General features: G+C 54.7%; 16 protein-coding genes and 2 tRNA genes. 8 read left to right on the top strand and 10 right to left on the bottom strand.

Annotated features, from left to right (window positions below; genetic code table 11):
• Positions 1-38 precede the first annotated feature (38 nt).
• From C0U40_RS04685 to C0U40_RS04705, 5 genes are all read left to right on the top strand, one after another.
• Positions 39-557 carry a cold-shock protein gene (locus tag C0U40_RS04685; protein ID WP_353616032.1) on the top strand — a complete coding sequence of 173 codons (519 nt, stop codon included), beginning with the start codon at positions 39-41 and terminating at the stop codon, positions 555-557.
• Positions 558-621: 64 nt separating this feature from the next.
• Positions 622-1,011: a DUF192 domain-containing protein gene (locus tag C0U40_RS04690; protein WP_286134780.1), complete on the top strand. Its 390-nt coding sequence runs from the start codon at positions 622-624 to the stop codon at positions 1,009-1,011.
• A 73-nt stretch (positions 1,012-1,084) separates the two neighbouring features.
• Positions 1,085-1,161 (top strand) — tRNA-Pro (locus tag C0U40_RS04695).
• Positions 1,162-1,727: 566 nt separating this feature from the next.
• Positions 1,728-5,387 carry a vitamin B12-dependent ribonucleotide reductase gene (locus tag C0U40_RS04700; protein WP_101654544.1) on the top strand — a complete coding sequence of 1,220 codons (3,660 nt, stop codon included), beginning with the start codon at positions 1,728-1,730 and terminating at the stop codon, positions 5,385-5,387.
• Positions 5,388-5,764: 377 nt separating this feature from the next.
• The gene (locus C0U40_RS04705) at positions 5,765-6,940 is read left to right on the top strand and encodes a calcium-binding protein (protein ID WP_101654545.1); all 1,176 of its coding nucleotides are present in this window, start codon (positions 5,765-5,767) and stop codon (positions 6,938-6,940) included.
• Between the two features lie 54 nt (positions 6,941-6,994).
• On the opposite strand, the gene C0U40_RS04710 is transcribed toward C0U40_RS04705, so the two are convergent.
• The 3 genes from C0U40_RS04710 to C0U40_RS04720 form a co-directional block, all read right to left on the bottom strand.
• Positions 6,995-8,203: an MFS transporter gene (locus C0U40_RS04710; RefSeq protein ID WP_101654546.1), complete on the bottom strand. Its 1,209-nt coding sequence runs from the start codon at positions 8,201-8,203 to the stop codon at positions 6,995-6,997.
• A gap of 176 nt (positions 8,204-8,379) precedes the next feature.
• A complete protein-coding gene (locus C0U40_RS04715; protein ID WP_101654547.1) occupies positions 8,380-9,234 on the bottom strand; it encodes a DUF481 domain-containing protein in 855 nt (284 codons plus the stop codon).
• 134 nt (positions 9,235-9,368) lie between these two features.
• Positions 9,369-10,298, bottom strand: a complete 930-nt coding sequence (locus C0U40_RS04720) for a LysR family transcriptional regulator (RefSeq protein WP_101654548.1) — start codon at positions 10,296-10,298, stop codon at positions 9,369-9,371.
• Between the two features lie 208 nt (positions 10,299-10,506).
• Between C0U40_RS04720 and C0U40_RS04725 the strand changes: the two genes are divergently transcribed.
• The 3 genes from C0U40_RS04725 to C0U40_RS04735 all read left to right on the top strand — a co-directional run bounded on the left by C0U40_RS04725 (position 10,507) and on the right by C0U40_RS04735 (position 11,895).
• Complete coding sequence (locus tag C0U40_RS04725; RefSeq protein WP_101654549.1) at positions 10,507-10,695, top strand: hypothetical protein; 189 nt, start codon at positions 10,507-10,509, stop codon at positions 10,693-10,695.
• A 216-nt stretch (positions 10,696-10,911) separates the two neighbouring features.
• Positions 10,912-10,987, top strand: a tRNA-Thr gene (locus C0U40_RS04730).
• A 275-nt stretch (positions 10,988-11,262) separates the two neighbouring features.
• On the top strand, positions 11,263-11,895 hold the full coding sequence (locus C0U40_RS04735) for a hypothetical protein (RefSeq protein ID WP_101654550.1): 633 nt from the start codon (positions 11,263-11,265) through the stop codon (positions 11,893-11,895).
• A gap of 179 nt (positions 11,896-12,074) precedes the next feature.
• Here C0U40_RS04735 and C0U40_RS04740 read toward each other — a convergent pair whose 3' ends face one another.
• From C0U40_RS04740 to C0U40_RS04770, 7 genes are all read right to left on the bottom strand, one after another.
• Positions 12,075-13,280, bottom strand: a complete 1,206-nt coding sequence (locus C0U40_RS04740; RefSeq protein ID WP_101654551.1) for a TRAP transporter large permease — start codon at positions 13,278-13,280, stop codon at positions 12,075-12,077.
• Positions 13,273-13,791: a TRAP transporter small permease subunit gene (locus C0U40_RS04745; RefSeq protein ID WP_180957618.1), complete on the bottom strand. Its 519-nt coding sequence runs from the start codon at positions 13,789-13,791 to the stop codon at positions 13,273-13,275. The genes C0U40_RS04740 and C0U40_RS04745 overlap by 8 nt, the downstream gene beginning before the upstream one ends.
• 163 nt (positions 13,792-13,954) lie before the next feature.
• Positions 13,955-15,064, bottom strand: a complete 1,110-nt coding sequence (locus C0U40_RS04750; RefSeq protein ID WP_101654553.1) for a C4-dicarboxylate TRAP transporter substrate-binding protein — start codon at positions 15,062-15,064, stop codon at positions 13,955-13,957.
• Positions 15,065-15,461: 397 nt separating this feature from the next.
• On the bottom strand, positions 15,462-16,556 hold the full coding sequence (locus C0U40_RS04755; protein WP_101654554.1) for an oxygenase MpaB family protein: 1,095 nt from the start codon (positions 16,554-16,556) through the stop codon (positions 15,462-15,464).
• 6 nt (positions 16,557-16,562) lie between these two features.
• Positions 16,563-16,766: a hypothetical protein gene (locus tag C0U40_RS04760; RefSeq protein WP_101654555.1), complete on the bottom strand. Its 204-nt coding sequence runs from the start codon at positions 16,764-16,766 to the stop codon at positions 16,563-16,565.
• A 177-nt stretch (positions 16,767-16,943) separates the two neighbouring features.
• Positions 16,944-17,816: an SDR family NAD(P)-dependent oxidoreductase gene (locus tag C0U40_RS04765; RefSeq protein WP_101654556.1), complete on the bottom strand. Its 873-nt coding sequence runs from the start codon at positions 17,814-17,816 to the stop codon at positions 16,944-16,946.
• A gap of 2 nt (positions 17,817-17,818) precedes the next feature.
• The gene (locus C0U40_RS04770) at positions 17,819-18,586 is read right to left on the bottom strand and encodes a crotonase/enoyl-CoA hydratase family protein (protein ID WP_101654557.1); all 768 of its coding nucleotides are present in this window, start codon (positions 18,584-18,586) and stop codon (positions 17,819-17,821) included.
• Positions 18,587-18,596 lie beyond the last annotated feature (10 nt).

Consider the following 18,596-nt stretch of genomic DNA (forward strand, 5'->3'; position numbering starts at 1 on the left):
TGGCGTACAATGCTCAACAGAAGGTGGAGTGAATAATCTTGATTAAAACCGGCAGCGTGAAATGGTTCGATAGCACCAAAGGCTTTGGTTTCATTACCGATGATGAAGGCGGGCGCGATATTCTGTTGCATGCGAATGTTTTGCGTAATCACGGTCACAGCTCTGTAGTAGAGGGCACGCGGATCAATGTTGAAGTTGCAGAAAGCGCACGGGGCTTGCAGGCGGTAGAAATCCTGCAACTGGATTTGCCTGAAGCCGAAAGCTCTGTGGTTTTGCGCGGCGTGCCGGAACTGGGGATTGATCTGTCCAGCCTGCAATCTGACGAACCTTTGACCCCTTCACGGGTAAAGTGGTTTGACAAAGTAAAAGGCTTTGGATTTGTTAACCTCTTTGGCAGCACAGAGGATGTGTTTGTCCATATGGAGGTGTTAAGGGCTTATGGATTGGCAGAACTGGCGCAGGGTGAAGCAATTTGTGTGCGCACCGCTCAGGGGCCGCGCGGACGCATGGCCATCGAAGTGCGCGCGTGGGATTACGAAGCGACACAGGACGCTTAAAGCTGCTCTCATTGTATTTTTATGCGCAGCAGGCGCAGCACAGGCCGCGTGCGAACGGGATGCTGTGGATTTGCGCTGGGATGGTGGCTCTGTCCGGTTCAACGTTGAAATTGCCGAAACATTCGAAGATCGCGCGCGCGGTTTGATGTTTCGCGAATCCCTGCCCCGATATGGCGGGATGCTTTTTATCTATGAAAAACCGCTAAGCGTTTCCTTCTGGATGAAAAACACGCTTATTCCGCTCGACATGATTTTTCTGGACCGTCACGGTGTTGTGCAGAACATCCATGAAAATGCCGTACCCGGCAGCTTGGAAAGCATTCCCGGAGGCGACGATATCCTTGCTGTGCTTGAGGTGAACGGTGGCTTGTCAACCAAGCTTGGTCTGCCTGTCGGGGCAGAGATGCGTCACCCTGCTTTTGCCGAAACAGACCCGATCTGGCCCTGTAATTGAAACTGAATCCAAAACACTTCATTTTTGGGGTTTTCAATCCTGATAGGCCAGTGTAAATCGCATCTCACTGGATCGGGGCGTGGCGCAGTCTGGTAGCGCACCTGTTTTGGGTACAGGGGGTCGTGAGTTCGAATCTCGCCGCCCCGACCAGTAAAATCCCTAACATTACCTATTGTCGTGACCCGCCGGAGATATCTCTGGCGGTCGGGATTTTGCATTCTGCTGTCTTTTTCGCCCGGTCGGATTCGATCTGTCGCGATGGCGTTGTAGCTGACCGGGAATGGAACTGGCGTTACGTTACCGTGTGACTTGAAACAGTATTCGCATATCCGTTTGTCTTGGGTGTCATCTCTTGTGGTATTTTCGCCTCAGAGTTGATTCCGCGTCGAACCAGCCGGTGCCTGCGAACGGGATTCTGATTTTTCCTTTGTTCCGGCGCGGTTATCCAAGGGCGCGTGCGAAGCATTGATTCAGGAGCGTAACAGCGGTGAATCACCAACTGCACAGTCAACATAAATATCCCGCAAATTTCGAAAAAGTTTGGTTGACGGACTCCCGAGCATCGTACAGTTTGTGTGGAGGTTCCGAGGACACCACTACATTTTGTGGCGCGTCATAGGGACTTAATTTGTGCAGTAATCGGTAGCAGAGACATTTGGGGAGGGCCTTTGCCTTTCCGATTACGTTTTAACGACAAGATACGCTTAGGGGCAGAAATGAAGATCGACCGTCGATTCACCAAAGAAAACCAGGATGCTTACGCGGACATCGCGTTCCATACGACAACTTCGGAAATCCGGAACCCTGACGGGACCGTTGTCTTTGCACTGGACGCAGTGGAAGTTCCCCAGAACTGGAGCCAGGTGGCGGCGGATGTGATCGCACAGAAGTATTTCCGCAAGGCGGGTGTTGCAGCCAAGCTGGAAAAGGTGAAGGAAAAAGGCGTTCCCGAGTTTCTGTGGCGCTCTGTTCCGACGGGCGATGCGCCTGCGAAAAGCGCTGGCGGTTATGACGGGGAAACATCAGCAAAGCAGGTCTTTGACCGGCTTGCGGGCGCTTGGGCCTATTGGGGCTGGAAGGGCGGCATGTTCGACACGGAATCGGATGCGCGTGCCTATTATGACGAAATGCGCTTCATGCTGGCCAATCAGATGGCCGCACCAAACTCTCCACAATGGTTTAACACCGGTCTGCACTGGGCCTATGGCATTGATGGTCCAAGCCAGGGGCACCATTACGTAGATTACAAGACCGGCAAGCTGACCAAGTCGAAGTCAGCCTATGAACATCCGCAACCCCACGCTTGTTTTATCCAGTCTGTATCAGACGATCTGGTGAACGAGGGCGGGATCATGGATCTTTGGGTCCGTGAAGCGCGGCTGTTCAAATACGGCTCTGGCACGGGTACCAACTTCTCCTCCCTGCGAAGTGCGAATGAGCCACTGGGCGGCGGCGGCAAATCCTCGGGACTTATGTCCTTTCTGAAGATCGGGGATAGAGCCGCCGGCGCAATCAAATCGGGCGGCACGACACGCCGTGCGGCCAAAATGGTGATCTGCGATATGGATCACCCAGACATTAAAGATTTCATTAACTGGAAAGTGCGCGAGGAACAGAAAGTGGCCTCTCTGGTGGCCGGTTCCAAAATGCACGAAGACAAGCTGAACGAGATTTTCGGCGCGATCCGTGCCTGGGACGGCTCTGAAGAGGGCGCGTTTGACCCCAAAGCCAACGCCGGTCTGAAAGGCGCGATCAAATCCGCCAAGAAAGCCCGCATTCCCGAAACCTATATCAACCGCGTGCTGCAATACGCACGGCAGGGTTTCGAGAGCATTGAATTCCCCACATATGACACTGACTGGGACAGCGAAGCCTACGGCACCGTTGCCGGCCAGAACTCTAACAACTCGGTCCGCGTTACCAACGCCTTCCTGAAAGCTGTTGAAAACGACCAGCCTTGGGAACTGCTGCGTCGCACGGACGGCGAAGTGGCTGAAACCGTCAGCGCACGGGAACTCTGGGAAGACATCGGGCATGCAGCTTGGGCCTGTGCCGATCCGGGCGTTCAGTATCACGATACAATCAACCAGTGGCACACATGCCCGTCAGACGGTCCGATCCGCGGCTCGAACCCCTGTTCGGAGTATATGTTCCTCGACGACACCGCCTGTAACCTTGCCTCTATGAACCTGTTGAAGTTCTATACGGATGGCAAATTTGATGCCGCGTCTTACATGCACGCCTCCCGCCTGTGGACGATGACACTGGAAATCAGTGTTCTGATGGCACAGTTCCCGTCCAAGGAAATTGCCGAACTGTCCTACAAGTTCCGCACGCTGGGTCTGGGATATGCCAATATCGGCGGTCTGCTGATGAACATGGGCTATTCCTATGACTCCGACGAAGGCCGCGCCATGTGTGGTGCGCTGACCGCGATCATGACCGGTGTTGCCTATGCCACATCTGCGGAAATGGCCAAAGAGCTCGGGGCTTTCCCCGGCCACGCCAAAAACGCCGATCACATGCTGCGCGTCATGCGCAACCACGCCCGTGCGGCCCAAGGGTTAACAGACGGCTATGAAGGGCTGGATGTAAAACCGGTTCCCTTGGATCACGCCAACTGCCCTGATGAAGAACTGTCGGCACTTTCGAAAACCGTTTGGGAAGAAGCTGTCACGCTTGGCGAAAAACACGGCTACCGCAACGCGCAGGTTTCTGTGATCGCGCCCACCGGTACAATCGGTCTGGTGATGGATTGTGATACGACAGGGATCGAGCCGGACTTTGCGCTGGTTAAATTCAAGAAGCTGGCCGGTGGCGGTTACTTCAAGATCATCAACCAATCAGTGCCTGCGGCGCTTGTCAAACTGGGCTATACCACATCGCAAGTGGAAGAGATTGTCTCTTACGCTGTGGGGCATGGCACGATGGGCAATGCACCGGACATCAATCACACCTCTCTGACAGGTCACGGCTTTGGCCCCGAAGAACTCAAAAAGGTAGAGGCGGCGCTGCCGACAGCCTTTGACATCCGTTTCGTGTTTAACCAGTGGACGCTGGGCACCGAGTTCTGCTCGGGCACGCTTGGCATCCCGGAGGCACAGTTGAATGATCCGTCCTTTGATCTGCTGACCCACCTCGGCTTTAGCAAGAAACAGATCGAAGCGGCCAACAACCACGTTTGCGGGACGATGACGCTGGAAGGCGCGCCATTCCTGAAAGACGAACATCTGTCCGTCTTTGACTGCGCCAACCCCTGTGGCAAGATCGGCAAGCGCTATCTGTCAGTGAACAGCCACATCACCATGATGGCCGCCGCGCAGTCGTTTATCTCCGGCGCGATCTCCAAGACAATCAACATGCCGAACGATGCGACAATCGAGGATTGCCAGAAAGCCTACGAGCTGAGCTGGTCGCTGGGTGTGAAGGCGAATGCGCTTTATCGTGACGGTTCCAAGCTGAGCCAGCCGCTGTCCGCAGCATTGATCGAAGATGACGAGGATCTGGAAGAAACACTGGCCGAAGCCCCCGCAGGGGAACGCGCACAGGTTCTGGCCGAGAAAATCGTTGAAAAAGTGATCATCAAGGAAGTGGCACAGGCACGGGCAAAACTGCCTGAACGGCGCAAGGGCTACACCCAGAAAGCCACCGTTGGCGGGCATAAGGTTTATCTGCGCACGGGTGAATATGAAGACGGCAATCTGGGCGAGATTTTCATCGACATGCACAAGGAAGGGGCGGGCTTCCGCGCCATGATGAACAACTTTGCCATCGCGGTGTCGGTTGGTCTGCAGTATGGCGTGCCGCTGGATGAATTTGTCGATGCCTTCACCTTCACCCGCTTTGAACCGGCTGGCATGGTGCAAGGCAATGATAGCATCAAGAATGCGACCTCCATTCTGGATTATATCTTCCGCGAACTGGCCGTGTCCTATCTGGACCGCACCGATCTGGCCCATGTGAAACCGCAAGGCACCACATTCGACGATCTGGGCCGTGGCGTGGAAGAGGGTGCAAGCAACGTGCGTCCGGCTTCGGATGATGCGGTTGCCATGCTGAAACAGGTTGTGTCTCCGGGCTATCACCGGCACCGGATGCCGCAGGAACTGATGGTGCTTCAGGGAAGTCAGACCGGTCTGTTCGGTTCTGTGCGTACGGAAGTACCCCTTGCTGGTGGCTTTGCTGAACAAACGGCTGCGGCACCGGTTGCACCGGCAGCGGTTGCGGCGGCTCCGCTTCAGATGGATGACCGGGCCAAGGCCAAGATGCAGGGCTATGAGGGGGATGCCTGCGGGGATTGCGGCAACTACACTCTGGTGCGCAACGGCACCTGTATGAAGTGCAACACCTGCGGTGCAACCTCGGGATGTAGCTAGGATATTCGAACCGGGGGACGGTGCGCTGTCCCCCTAAGGCTTCAGGCGCAGGCAACCGATCGAGCGGAAAATCAATAGCCTGAATAAACGACTCGAGGGGAGCAGTAGCTCCCCTTCTTTTTTGTGCGGGTGCGATTGATTCGGAGCCTCAGACTTGTATTGAAAACAATGTGCTAACTGGCGGGGCATTGTCTGGATCCGGGAAACAGTAGACGCCTCTTCAATTGATTTTTGGTAGCAAAGCGGCAGAAATGTGTCGAATTTGTGTTCCTTTAGGTTAAAACTTGTTAACCTTTTGAGTGATTGCATCTGCTTGCGGTCACAGGTCAACAGAGTGTGTACACCGCCGGTTTTGGCGATTGGGAGAATAATTAGCTATGATCGAGATTGTTTTATTGTCTTTGGTGGGGCTCGGCGCCGTTATCTGGGGTATTGATGAAGTCCGCGATGACGATGACGACAACAATAACAGCACGGAAAAGCCGACAGTCGAAGGGCCGACGAAATACATCGGCGATGACGAGGATAACGAATTCGAAGGCACGGATGCGGACGAACTGGCAATCCTGAACGGCGGTGACGACACGGCAGACATGCTGGGCGGCAACGATGAGGTTCTGGCCGGAACAGGTGACGATCTTGTCACTGGCGGGGCTGGAGATGACTCAATCGACGGCGGTTGGGGACGTGATGTGCTCTATGGCAACGATGGCGCCGATACACTGCGCATGGGCGAATACCGCGACATCGGCTATGGCGGAGCTGGCGATGATCTGATCACCGGCGGGCAGGGCAATGATCTGGTCTATGGTGGCGACGGCAAGGACGACATTTCCGGTGGTACAGAAAATGACACGCTCTTTGGCGGTGAACATGCCGATCTGATCAGCGGTGGCGATGGCAATGACGCTATTTCCGGCGATAATGGCTGGGACGAACTGTCTGGCGGTGCGGGCGATGATGTCGTGAATGGCAACGCTGGCAATGATACCCTATACGGCGGCTTTGGCGAAGATGAACTGCGCGGCGGCATCGGTGACGATGACCTTTTGGGCGGTGCCGGAGCAGACTTCATGCTCGGTGCGGATGGTTCCGATGTTCTGTACGGAGAGGGCGGTAAGGATGAAATCTATGGCGGCGCCGGAAACGACCTGATCACCGGCGCTGGCTTTGATCTCGCCGCTGCAGAATCCGGTGTGACGGGTTTCGATCTGGTGCTGAACGACGGCGCTGCTGATGATCTGTATGGCGGTGACGGTGATGACCTTATGATCCTTCAGAACGGCGATAGCGCGACTGGCGGTGACGGGAATGACGGTTTTGCAATCGATGTGCGTGAAGACATTGAGACTGCCGCTGTCATCAAGGACTTTGTAGCGGGTGAGGATTCGATCTTCATCGACTACGATGCAGACGCAGGTGTGCCTCTGGTCGAGGTCGAGGACCTTGAAGACGGGTCCGGCGCAACTGTTCTTGTGAATGGTGCGGCTGTTGCGGTTGTCAGCGGTGGCGCGGGCCTTACAGCAGGTGAAGTGACGCTGGTGCCTGTCTGATCGCAATTTTTGCCTGGCAGGCTGGTGTGTTGCGCCGGTCTGCCGCTCGCCTTGTTACGTTGCATCCCGGTGGATATAGCGCGACAGGGACATCAGGGTGATAAACCCGAACACGGCCATACCGGCACTGGACAGGGGCAGTCCGATAATATCGGCGAGCGCTCCGAGCAGAAATGCCCCGAGCGCGGTAGCGCCGAGCCCGACAACCACCCAGATTGACATGACCCGCCCGCGCATATCGTCCGGCAGATCCGTCTGGATCAGGGATTGCATTGTTACACCGAAATAGGTGCCGCTCGCCCCGAGTACAGCTGCACAGACCAAGGCCAATGCCCAGCTCTGCGTGTTTCCAATAAGGCCGATCGCGACCAGTCCGGCAATCGCAACGCCGAGGTTAAATGGCGAGAGCGCGTCTGTATTGGCGGGACGGCTGCTGCGGTGCAGCGTTTTATAGACGGCCGAACAAAGCGCACCGCCCCCCACAGCAGACCCGAGCTGCCCGAGCCCGACAGCCCCCCGACCGAAGGCACCGTCAGCCACAATGGGCAGCACTTCCAGCACACCGCGCAAGGCAATGGAAAAGACAGTTGTGGACAGAAGGATCACTACGATCACCCGACGCTGCCGGATGTAGCGCAACCCTGTGGCCATCGCTGTAGTAAACCTTTCCGCGCCGTGTTTTTCAAGGGCACGCGGGTGCAGGCGAAATAAGACTGCAAGGTTGGGAAAGAACATAACGACAGTAATAATCAGGGCAATTGTTATCCCGACAGCGTCAATCAGTATACCCCCGACAGCGGGACTGATCAGCCGTGCAAGGTTGAAGTTGAGCGCTGACAGGGCCACCACAGAAGACACATGTTCCTTTTCTACCAGACGCGGGCCAAGCGACAGCCGCACCGGATGATGGGCTGCGGTCACTGTACCAATAGCCAGAGAAACCAGAACCAGACTGATATGAGAGATCATCCCGCTGGCCTGAAGTGATAACAGGGCACCTATACACAATATCATCGAGATATTCGTGCAATAGGCCGCCTTACGTACGTCCGCGCGATCTACCATCACGCCAAAAAACGGCCCGCCGACAAGTGTGGGGACCAGCGAACACGCTGCAACAATCCCGACAAATTGTGCGCTGTGGGTTAAATCCCAAGCCAGCCATCCCAGAATAATCCTTGCAATCCACATGGCATTCACATTTGCCACGGCACCTATGAAATAAAGACGGAATTCGGGGGAACGCAAAGCTATAAGATTCATAGCTACGGTTTAGGCCAAGGCGCAGGGAAGGGGAAGCGGATTTCCTGTACCCTCCGGTTTCGCCCGTTCGCGGGCACGTAGGGCAAAAAAAAAGGATGGTTACCTCATCCTCTTTTTTGTTGAGGCGTCGCAGGACGCACGAGGGACTGACCGCCCTGCGACTGTAGTAGTCTTCGTTACAAGCCGATCACCAGAGACAAGCCCAGAGTGTTATCGGTAGATTTCAGGCCCGCTGTCGGATCTGTGTTGTGGTCGGTGCGATAGCTCACACGGGTCGACATGTTGTCGGACATCTTGAAGTTGATGCCTGCGTCGTTGGACAGGATCGTGTTCACGTCAGACCCCAGAATATCGGTGTCCATGGTGAACGACACTGTGTCGTTGAACGCATAGTAGTAGCGCGACGAGGCAATGAAGCCGACTTCTGTGTCAGAGTTGCCGTTCACGGATTCAAAGTAGCGTACACCCGGTCCAGCCTGCACACGCCATGTGTGGTTGTCGCTGTTCAGGATACGGTAGCCGGCACCAAAGCCCAGAAACGCGTCTGTTTCGTCACCGGCAAAAGGTACACCGGCTGCGTTTGTCAGATACCCGTCGTATTGAACCCGTGCGAGCCCGAAACCGTACCATTTAGGCGTAAAGTAGCGGCTGCCTTCATAGGTACCGAAGATTTTCTCTTCGCTTTTGGTACCATTGGCTTCACCGTATTCAACTGCAAAGCCGATCAGGTGGTTCCAGTCGCCTGCACCAAAGGTCAGACGGCCTGCGCCGGAAACTTCGCCAGTGTCAGTGTTGCCGGATGTACCGGAGGCAGACAGGGCGAAAGAGCCGCGCCAGCCTTGTGCAACGCCGTTCGGGCCAAAGCGCTCGGAGTCATTTTGATTGTCCAGATCGTCTTTTGCGTCATCTGTGATGTCATCGATCTGGTCGTTCAGCGCTTCGATACCGGTGATTTTTTGTTGTGCAACGGCAGGAACCGCGACCATCAGGGCCAGCGCGGAAACAGTGGCCAGGCTTACGAATTTGTTCATGGGTCATTCCTTCCCAATAAGGTGATCCGTCATCAGGCATCATTGCCATTGATCGGGAGCATCTCTGCTGGATTGAGATATAAGGAACCCAATCGTATAAGTTAAATTCGTAATAATGATGTATAAAACGAGTATTACTCGTTTGATATTTCCGGCGTTTGCTCTGTGTGGTAATCTTCCATCGTTTCAATCTGGGTGATCAGATCTTCCTGTTCTTTATCAACGGCTTGCACCACTTCTGCCAGCGTCGAGCGGGCAAGCTCCGCAATATCCGCATCCAGATCGTCGCGGTACACCACCCATGAGGGGTAGTGAAACCGTGGCGCGTCCGCCACAATATGCAACTTTCCCGCGTTCACATGCCGTCTGACGGAGCGGGCGGGCAAATAGGCTGTGGCGTGCCGGTTGACCACATACTCCATGGCCAACGCCCCCAGCGCCATGGAACGCCCCGAATCCGTCAGATGGGGAAGGTTGATCGCGAGCGCATGGGTGAATTCCGGTCCCCAATCCACGGCGACATAATCTTGCTGCTTGTCCACAGTCGCATCCGGATAAGAGGCGACGAGGATCAATTCGTCCTCAAGGGCAGGCTCGACAATCAGCCCGGGGCGTAGTTGGGGCGTATATAGGAGTGCGGCCTGCACCATGCCTTCCACCAGAAAGCGGGTGATACGATCGGCCATGCCCAGTTCCGCATGAACGCTGAGTTCGGGCATTGCGGTCTGCATGACGTCGAGCCATCGGAACCCGAGTCTGGGCCACAGGGAATACTGCGCCCCGATGCTGATCGCACGGCTGTATCCTTCGGGAATGGCGATCTGCTGTCGGGCTTCCTCCCACAGCTTCAACAGGCTGAGGGCATAGCGTTCAAACTGTTCACCAGCCGGTGTCAGGATCGCACCGGCTTTGGATCTGTGGAACAGCGGATGTCCCAGGCTGTCCTCCAGCCGCTGGATGCGCAGGCTTACGGCCGATTGGGTCACGAATAGCCTGTCGCAAGCCGCTACAAAGGAACCGGAATTCGCAACTTCCAGAAATGTCTTGATAAGGGTGATGTCCATCGGTCCATCCATAAGCAATACGCGTCTGAACTATAATTCTTATTCGTTATGCGCTGGTAAGGCTAGGGTGTATATCTTCATCAACAAGTCAAAACGGGCGGCACACTAATTTGCCTGGCTTAGATTGGGGAAAGGTCGCTCCCCTGGCGAAGGTTCGTGTGAACCGGTTTTGACAACCACGCGACATGAGATCTGGAAGGATGAAAAGATGAAAAAATTGATGATTGCCGCTGTACTGGGTTCCGCTGTTGCCGTGTCCGCATGTTCGACCAATCAGGTGGCCGATGCCACAGGCGCAACCGCCGGTTTCGTAACCAAAACAGCCGTCAAAGGTGCCGTGGGCGCTGGTAAACTGGCCGTAAAAGGCGTCAAAGCTGTTGCCACCTCGGACAACTAAACGTGCTTACGGGAACCTTCCGCCCCACGCGAAAAGCGTCGTGGGCAGGGGTGCCCGTCCAACATAAATTTTTCAAACCGGATGGCCAGCAGGTCGTCCGGTTTTTTCGTTGCAGCGTGTTGCATGCGGGGCTGGACGCGGTCCGGTTTGACCACAATTACACTGCCAAAAGGCTTGCAAAACCCGAATTTTCAAGGCAGATGAATAAATCGGAAAGCCGCTGTAGCTCAGCTGGTAGAGCAATCGCTTCGTAAGCGATGGGTCGGGGGTTCAAGTCCCTTCAGCGGCACCATCCGTTCCATCTCCTTATTCCGAAAAATATGTAGGCTTCGCGGGTCAAGATGCGGGCGCTTGAAACTGGACACCTTACGCCCCTGATCGTGATTTTGAAACTTACTGGGCGTAGATATAAGCGGCAGAGTGGGGCGGTTAGATTGACCGCTTTTAACCTCAAGCGCCGTGCAGGTTTTTGCAGCGCAGCTTCGTGGATGCTCGTGAAAAAGCCTCGACACGGAAAAGGCTCATCTTCAATATGCAGTCATAGGTTGAGTTTGTAGGTTCGTTTATATGAATATTTTCGGCTTCTTAAAGGAAGTTTTAAGAAGAACAATCCAGGTATTGCTGCTGCTTGCACTGGTTCTGGCTTCAATCTCCGTCGTGAGAAACTGGAGCGCGTTGACTACCCATACGCTTGCCAAGTTTGTTAGTAAGGTCGAGCAAGAAGTCGATTATAAATTTATTCAGAACGAACGTCCCACTTCCGATAGAAATAATAAGCTTATGCAGCGCTTTAGGTATGCGCGCGCCTTTCGAAAGTTTCCAGATTACCGGTCATGCCTTCTAAATAACAGTGAGCGCGTAGACTGGAAGAGAATGAGAACGCAGGAGCAGGCCTATGTGTGCTTATTTCAAACGGCTGCACACTTCAAAGACACGGAAAAAGTCTCAAGAAAACTTGAGCAAGAAGGTTTTATTACGCACTATAATCCTAGTGGTGGATCGCGTGGGTTTGTTTCATCTTATTGGAATATCGAAAAAAATCGGAAACTTTCGCCATTTAGCCTCCTTTCTGAATTTGGGATAGCCGAATTCGACCCGACTACTAGTAAAAAACAAGGGGTGCATGTCACTTTGGCCTTCGATGCCAATAGCGACATCATCACGCATTATAATATTTATTTTAATAGCCTTTTAAAATAGGAACCCAACCCTTCAGGAGGGCGACTTGTTTCTAAAATAGTACATTAGCCTGCGTTGCTTGCTATGCATTGATGAATAATCCACTGAAGTGCTCCAGTTTTTCTATACAGATTTGCCGGACCACTTCAGCAGGTCTGAAACCAGACCTGCTGCAAAAGATTTATGCGGATTGTCGGGTCTTAATGACCCATGTAGGCTGGCAACCACAGCGACAATGCCGGAACAGCAACGAGCAGCACCATGATGAACACTTCGCAGGCGAGGAACCAGCTTACGCCTCTGAACACAGTCGATAGCGGCACGCTTTCCCCTGCGACCTGTTTTACCACATAGACGTTTATTCCGACCGGCGGTGTCAGCAGGCCGATCTCGATCATCTTGACAACGATGACACCGATCCAGATCAGGTTGAGATCGGCGGCTTCAAACGCGGGCAGGAAGATCGGAAGCGTCACGAGCATGACCCCGATGGGGTCAAGGAACATGCCCAGCAGTAGGAACACGATGGCCATGGCAATGACCAGTTGAATGGGTCCGAGGCCCAAGTCAGACACCACTTCCGCGATGAATGTAGGGACGCCGGCAATGGCCAGAAAGCGCGTCAGGATCACGGCACCGATGGCGAGGAAGAACAGCGAAGCGGTTGTGTTCATCGTGTCGTCCATGCTGCGCCACAGGACTGCCCAGGTCAGCTTTCCCTTGGCGGCCCCGATGACGAAAGCCATTACGGCCCCAACCGCGCCTGCTTCGGTCGGTGTGGCGATGCCGGAGTAGATGGAGCCAATGACGGCCAGAACCAGAACCGGCATTGGCCAGACGGCAGCCAGCGCCTGCATCTTCTCTTTCAGGGTAACCTGTTCCGTCATTTTCGGCGCAAGTTCGGGTGACTTCATACAGCGCAAAATGATCATCAGCGTATAGACCGCGCCCAGCGTTCCGGACGCCGCGACGGTGCCGGTGGCGAGACCCTTGTCATAGCCGTACTTCAGCATCTCCGGAATCGCCAACCGTCCGACAGCAGCCGATGTTGCCACCGAAGATCCAGAGGCTGCGGCAAATCCTGCGGCGGTGAAATTGGTCGCAACCGCCAGTCCGCTGGGCAGCTTGTTCAGCCAGAGTCTCGCGGCTGAATAGAGGCTTTGTGTCAGGCCGGTCTGGAACGCCGCCGCGCCCATGAGCAGGAACATCGGCACGGCAGAAAGCTCCCACGACGAGGCAAAACTGTGCGGCAGAGTGCCGAGCATATTGAGCGCTGCATTCCATCCCCGAACAAGGATGATGCCAACGAATGAGACCCCGCCCAGAACGAACGCGATGGGAACACGCAAGGAGAGCAGGATGAGGATGGCAACAAGGGCGCCGCCGCCAATGGCAAGATCAGTCATGATTGGGTCCCGCAGAATGTTTGGTCTCGTTCAATTCCGGAATCTCACCCACGATGGGGGACCGGCCAGTCAGCACAACGGCAATATGTGAAACAGCGAGCAGGAACAGCCACAAGATCATCAGCGCAATTCCTGCTGGGAAAAACCACCGGGCAGGCCAGACGGGCATACGGATGGTCGCTGCCTCCCAGTATTCACCTCTGGCCGTCATTTTCATGGCTTGGGCAATTGCCAGTTCGATCATGTACAGCCCGTAGATAATCCCGAAAAGGCAGCCGAAAAGCTTGATTGCTGCCAGAGGCCGCCCCGTCATGGTCTGGGTGAACAGCTCCACCTCCAGGTGGGATTCCGTGCGGGTCACATTGCCAAGAGTCAGAAAACAAATCGCGGGCATGAAGTACGCAGCGACAAGTTCTAAAGTCATGGGAACGGGCGCATTGAAGAGGTATTTGAGAACGACGTCTGAAGCCACCAAAAGCATCATCGCACCGATGAGAAGCGCGGCAAACATCGCTGGGATTCTCGCTACCCAATTCGCATAGTGAACCAACCTGTTCATTGTTGCTCCAATTCTGAAACGTGGCGTCGAAATGGTCGAGCAGGGTCGTGAAATGCCCCGCTGAAATTCGAAAGGTGCGGGCAACCGTTCTGATCGCCCGCATTTTTGTCAGGTGTCAGTTTGGCAGCTTAGAGTAGATTTCCCGACTCAATGCTTCTGTATAGGCGTCCTGATCCATGCCGATTTCCGCAACGATCCCGCTCCATTTTTCAACCAGCGCCTGAAAGTCTTCTGCTACACGACCGGCAACGGTCACCCCTGAGCCTTCTGCTGTCTTAATGGCGTGATCCCATGTACCGTTCCGGAAATCGGTTATGATCGTCTGGAATTCAGCATCGGGTTCGACAAGTTGCATGCCGTTGGCTTTTGCGGCTTCAATCGCTTTGTCCGCGTCAGCAAGCCCTTCAAAATTGATCTCTGCTATGAAGGAAGGAAGCTCGGCGATAAGGCTGGCGCGTTGCGCATCGGTAAAGCCGTTCCACACATCAAGGTTGAACAGGATATTGCCCGAGCTGATGTAATCGTTGATCGGTTCGTCGATCATGGATTTTACGAATTCGCCAAGTTTGTAGTCATCCAGCCAAGCGGCGGAGCCGGCGGTGCAATCGGCCTGACCACGCTGCATGGCCTCGTACATTTCCGCAGTGGTGACGGATACGGGAACTGCACCCATCTGCTTCATCAAAGGTCCGGCGGTGCCAACGGCACGCACTTTTTTGCCTTCCATGTCGGCTGTCGACGTCACTTCGGGTTTGCACATGATGTAGTAGGGTGCCGTAGCTGTCGTTGCGAGCAGTTTGACGTTATTGTTTTCATATTCTGCTGTGCATTCCGGACAGCCAAGCAGCTGCTGTTCGGTTACGGCAGCCGAGTAGGCCAGCATATCGGCGTAGGACGATACTGGCTGACCGAAATCGGCAAACATCGCGGCAGTGGGAATGTTGGCCCGGATATAGGCATCAACAATACCGCCTGCATCAATCACCTGACTGCCGATGCTGTCCATCATTTCCACAGGTCCGCCCATGGCGCCCGCCCAGAATGTCTTGAATGTAAGCTCGCCACCGGTCGCTTCGGACACGCGTGTAAAGTAATCAACAGTTGCATCCCTGATGGTACCCGTAGCAGGCAGGAAATGTGCATAAGTGACTTCACGCGCCGACGCGATGCTCGCGCTGAGCGCAAAAGACGCGACTGTAATGGCAATAGTTTTCTTCAGGTACATAACGATCCTCCTTCGTTTTGATTGGCCATCGCTGTGATGAAGACACAGCGCGGGTGGCCGGCCCGTCGCCGCAGATACGGCTGGCGAGCGATAGTAGAATTTTCCCGATTTCCTCCTCAGTGTCGCTTGGGCCCACCAACCTCCCGGTGATCCGCGCGACTTCTCCTCAACAGAGTTTAAATGTTGCTTGTTGGAAAGCAAGTATATTATTGGTCCGGCTCCCGGTTTGTGAACAGGAAAGTGTCAGGTCTTAAGTTGCTGCAATATCGTAAAATTTTACGAATATCGGACTTGTGGACGCCGCCTTACCAGTGGCGCGCATGAAGAAAATGCGGGTTTATCCCCTGCAGCCCTGCTTGAAATACAACTCCGCGCCGACGGATTGAATCGTGCGTGCCTAGAATTTGGATTGAGGCCGATAGACCAAACCCGCTTCGCTCAGCTGGCGTTTCACCCACGTTCTGCGTTGTTCTGTCATACGCCGGTCCAACTTTTCGGCGTAGGATTTACTCTTTTTACGGCGTGTATCCTGAATGAACATTTTCGGCGCATGTGTCATGAAATAGGCGAGCGTCCAGAAACGGGAATTTGGAACATTCAGCAACGCGCGGGATTCCGGTGGCACGAACATCATCAGATGGGCAATGTTCACTTTATGCTCGGCCCACCGTTTGACTTTGGTCCAGCCCCGAAGATCGTCGGGTGGTGTGAAGCTGTCGATGTAGGATTGTCCCAAGCGGATACCGTCGTCATCGTCGGTCTTCACGCTGATACAGCTGAGATGGAAAAGGGCTTTTACAGATTCTTCAACTGTTTCAGGAAATTTGGCTTCTCCCTGATACCCCATGATATGGCAGATATAGCGCCAAAGATGGTTCATGTCCTCGATTTCGGCATCAGTCGTACGATAGCCCAAAGCCCGCGTGAAAATGCCCATTGCTGCCGATCCAAGGACAGGTGCTGCCAAAAGGCCCAGCTGATTGATTGGCATGCCCAGTTCTTTTTCATCCCAGCGATCGCTGCCGTATACAGCCCGGCGGATCAGAGTATGTAGCAACCTGATGCGCAGAGCCACTTTCCAGCCCTCACCGTGCAGGCGCATGCCACCCTCTTCAGAGACCTGCATCCAGAAGTTGCAAGTGAGCAGGAACCGCTTGAATGCGGTCTTATCGCTGTATTGACCTGTCGACATCAAAGTCCGACTGATGTTGTTCGACCGGTACCCGTCAATCGAAATTGTCCCTGCGAACTGGTAAGCGAATACACCAAACCGGCGGAACACCTTGGCGCCGCGCTCCAGTTTCTCCCAATCCAGCCATTCCGGATCTTCAGAAACCTCTTTCCAAATCTGAACCAGTTCTTCGGGCGGATTTTCCACAGCATCAATTCCGCCTTCGAGGAACTTTGCAGTGATTTCATGGGGATTACGCCCGCCCCGCCGGATCGACAACACAGCCTTGTCGGACAACGGGTCACCAGTCCAATTCATCATGGCCAGTTACTTTGCGTAAGCCGGATCGTAAACCGGCTCCACACCCGCCATCTTTTTCAGCATTTTCCTAGTATGCGCGGTTTCCGGTTTTCCTTCCGGATTCTCCAGATTTGTACATGAAGGCGCGAAGTCATAGCGGCTATTAAGGCCCTGCATTCTAGCGTCGATTTCCAACTCGGATTGAAGGTCTTTTTCCTGCATGAGTTTCATGTTGGGTTCCTTAGATTAACTTGGACAAGTGCAACGCATTAACTTGCGACTGAATGTGAAGTTTGTTCGAAGGCGGATTTTGCTCGGATGTATCCCGACTAAACCCTCGGGTGACGGAGCACGGATATTTCTCCGACTTGGTGGGAGATCACCCCCCTCGCTCAACGGGTTAAAGTATCAGGACATCCCGCCACCGGAACCACCACTTGCAGACATTACCTGACCGGTGACATAATCGGATAGAGGGGAACACAGGAAGTAGACGAGACCCGCTGCCTCGTCGATGTGGCCCGCCCGCCCTAGTGGGATCTGCTTGATCTCACGCGGCTTGTATACGTCTTCAGTTTTTGTCTCATGGTCGATGCCCATCGCCTGCAAGGTTCTGACCGGGACGCCCAAGCTGACCTCTTCGCCACCGACTTTAATCTGGTTCTGTTCGCTTTGGGGCAGGCCAAGGCGGGTCTGGATCACACCGAATGCTGCAGAGTTCACACAGATCTTGCGCGGACCCCATTCCTTGGCAAGCGATTTGGTGAGCCCGATCATGCCGGCCTTGGCCGCAGAGTAATTGGACGCGCCGATGTTGCCAAAAGACGCGGCAAGCGAGGATACATTGACGACCTTTCGCATGACTTCGCGGCCTGCTTTGGCGTCTTCGGCGGCGGCAGCGAACATGACGGGTGCAGCCGCCTGAAGCACGCGGAAGGGCACTGTCATATGAATGTCGAGCATGGCCTGCCATTGCTTTTCACTCATTTTGTGGAACATCGCGTCCCAGTGGTATCCGGCATTGTTGACCACGATATCCACGCCGCCGAACGCATCGACAGCAGTGCCAATCAGTGCCTTGGGCGCCTCGGGGTCGAGCAGATCACCGACATGCGCCTTGGCGTTGGAACCCAGTTCCTGTTCGACCTTCGCGGACGCTTCGGCATCGACGTCGGCAAACACGACTTTGGCACCTTCACTCACCAGCTTCTTTGTGATGGCGTATCCGATGCCTTGCGCACCACCGGTCACAACCGCTACTTTTCCTTTAAGTGTATTCATGGTTATTTTCCTTTCCAGACGGGGTCGCGTTTTTCGGCAAAGGCGGCGAGGCCTTCCATCAGATCGTCAGAAGCCAGCACCGGCTTGATGATGTCTTCCTGAATCCGCCAGCCGTCCTCGTCACGCCACTGTTCGGTGGCAGAGCGGTAGGCAATTTCTTTGGATGCCACGGTGGCGAGCGGACCATTGCGCGTGACCAGGGTCGCGTACTCCATCGCACCCTCAAGGGCTTTGCCCGGTTCCACCAGTTTGTTTACATAGCCAAAGCTGTGCATGTCTTGGGCGGAGCGCGGCTCGGCCGTAATGATCATTTCCATCGCGATGTTATGGGGGATGCGGTGGGGCAGGCGGAAGCAGCCCCCGCCGATTGCGACCAGTCCGCGCTTTGCCTCGGCCAACCCGAACACCGCGCTGGTTGACGCCACGACCATGTCACAGCACAGCGTCAATTCCATCCCGCCTGCAAGCGCCTGACCTTCGACCGCCGCGACAAGGGGTTTCTTGGGCGGGCGGCTCATGATTCCGAAACCACCGCGTCCCTTCGTGACCGAGCGTTCACCCTTTGCTGCCGCGATGAGGTCTTGACCGGCCGAGAATGTAGGACCATTCGCCTGAATGATGGCGCAGCGCAGATTGATATCGTCCTCATAGCGGTCGATGATTGCCTCCATCTCCTCGGACATGGCGAGGTTGAAAGCATTGCGTGCATCGGGCCGGTCAAGCGTGATGATCAGCGTATGATCGACCGTTGAAGTCTTGATATAAGTCATTGTTGCACCT

The sequence above is a fragment of the Neptunicoccus cionae genome (assembly GCF_002860325.1).
Lineage (GTDB): Bacteria > Pseudomonadota > Alphaproteobacteria > Rhodobacterales > Rhodobacteraceae > Amylibacter > Amylibacter lutimaris.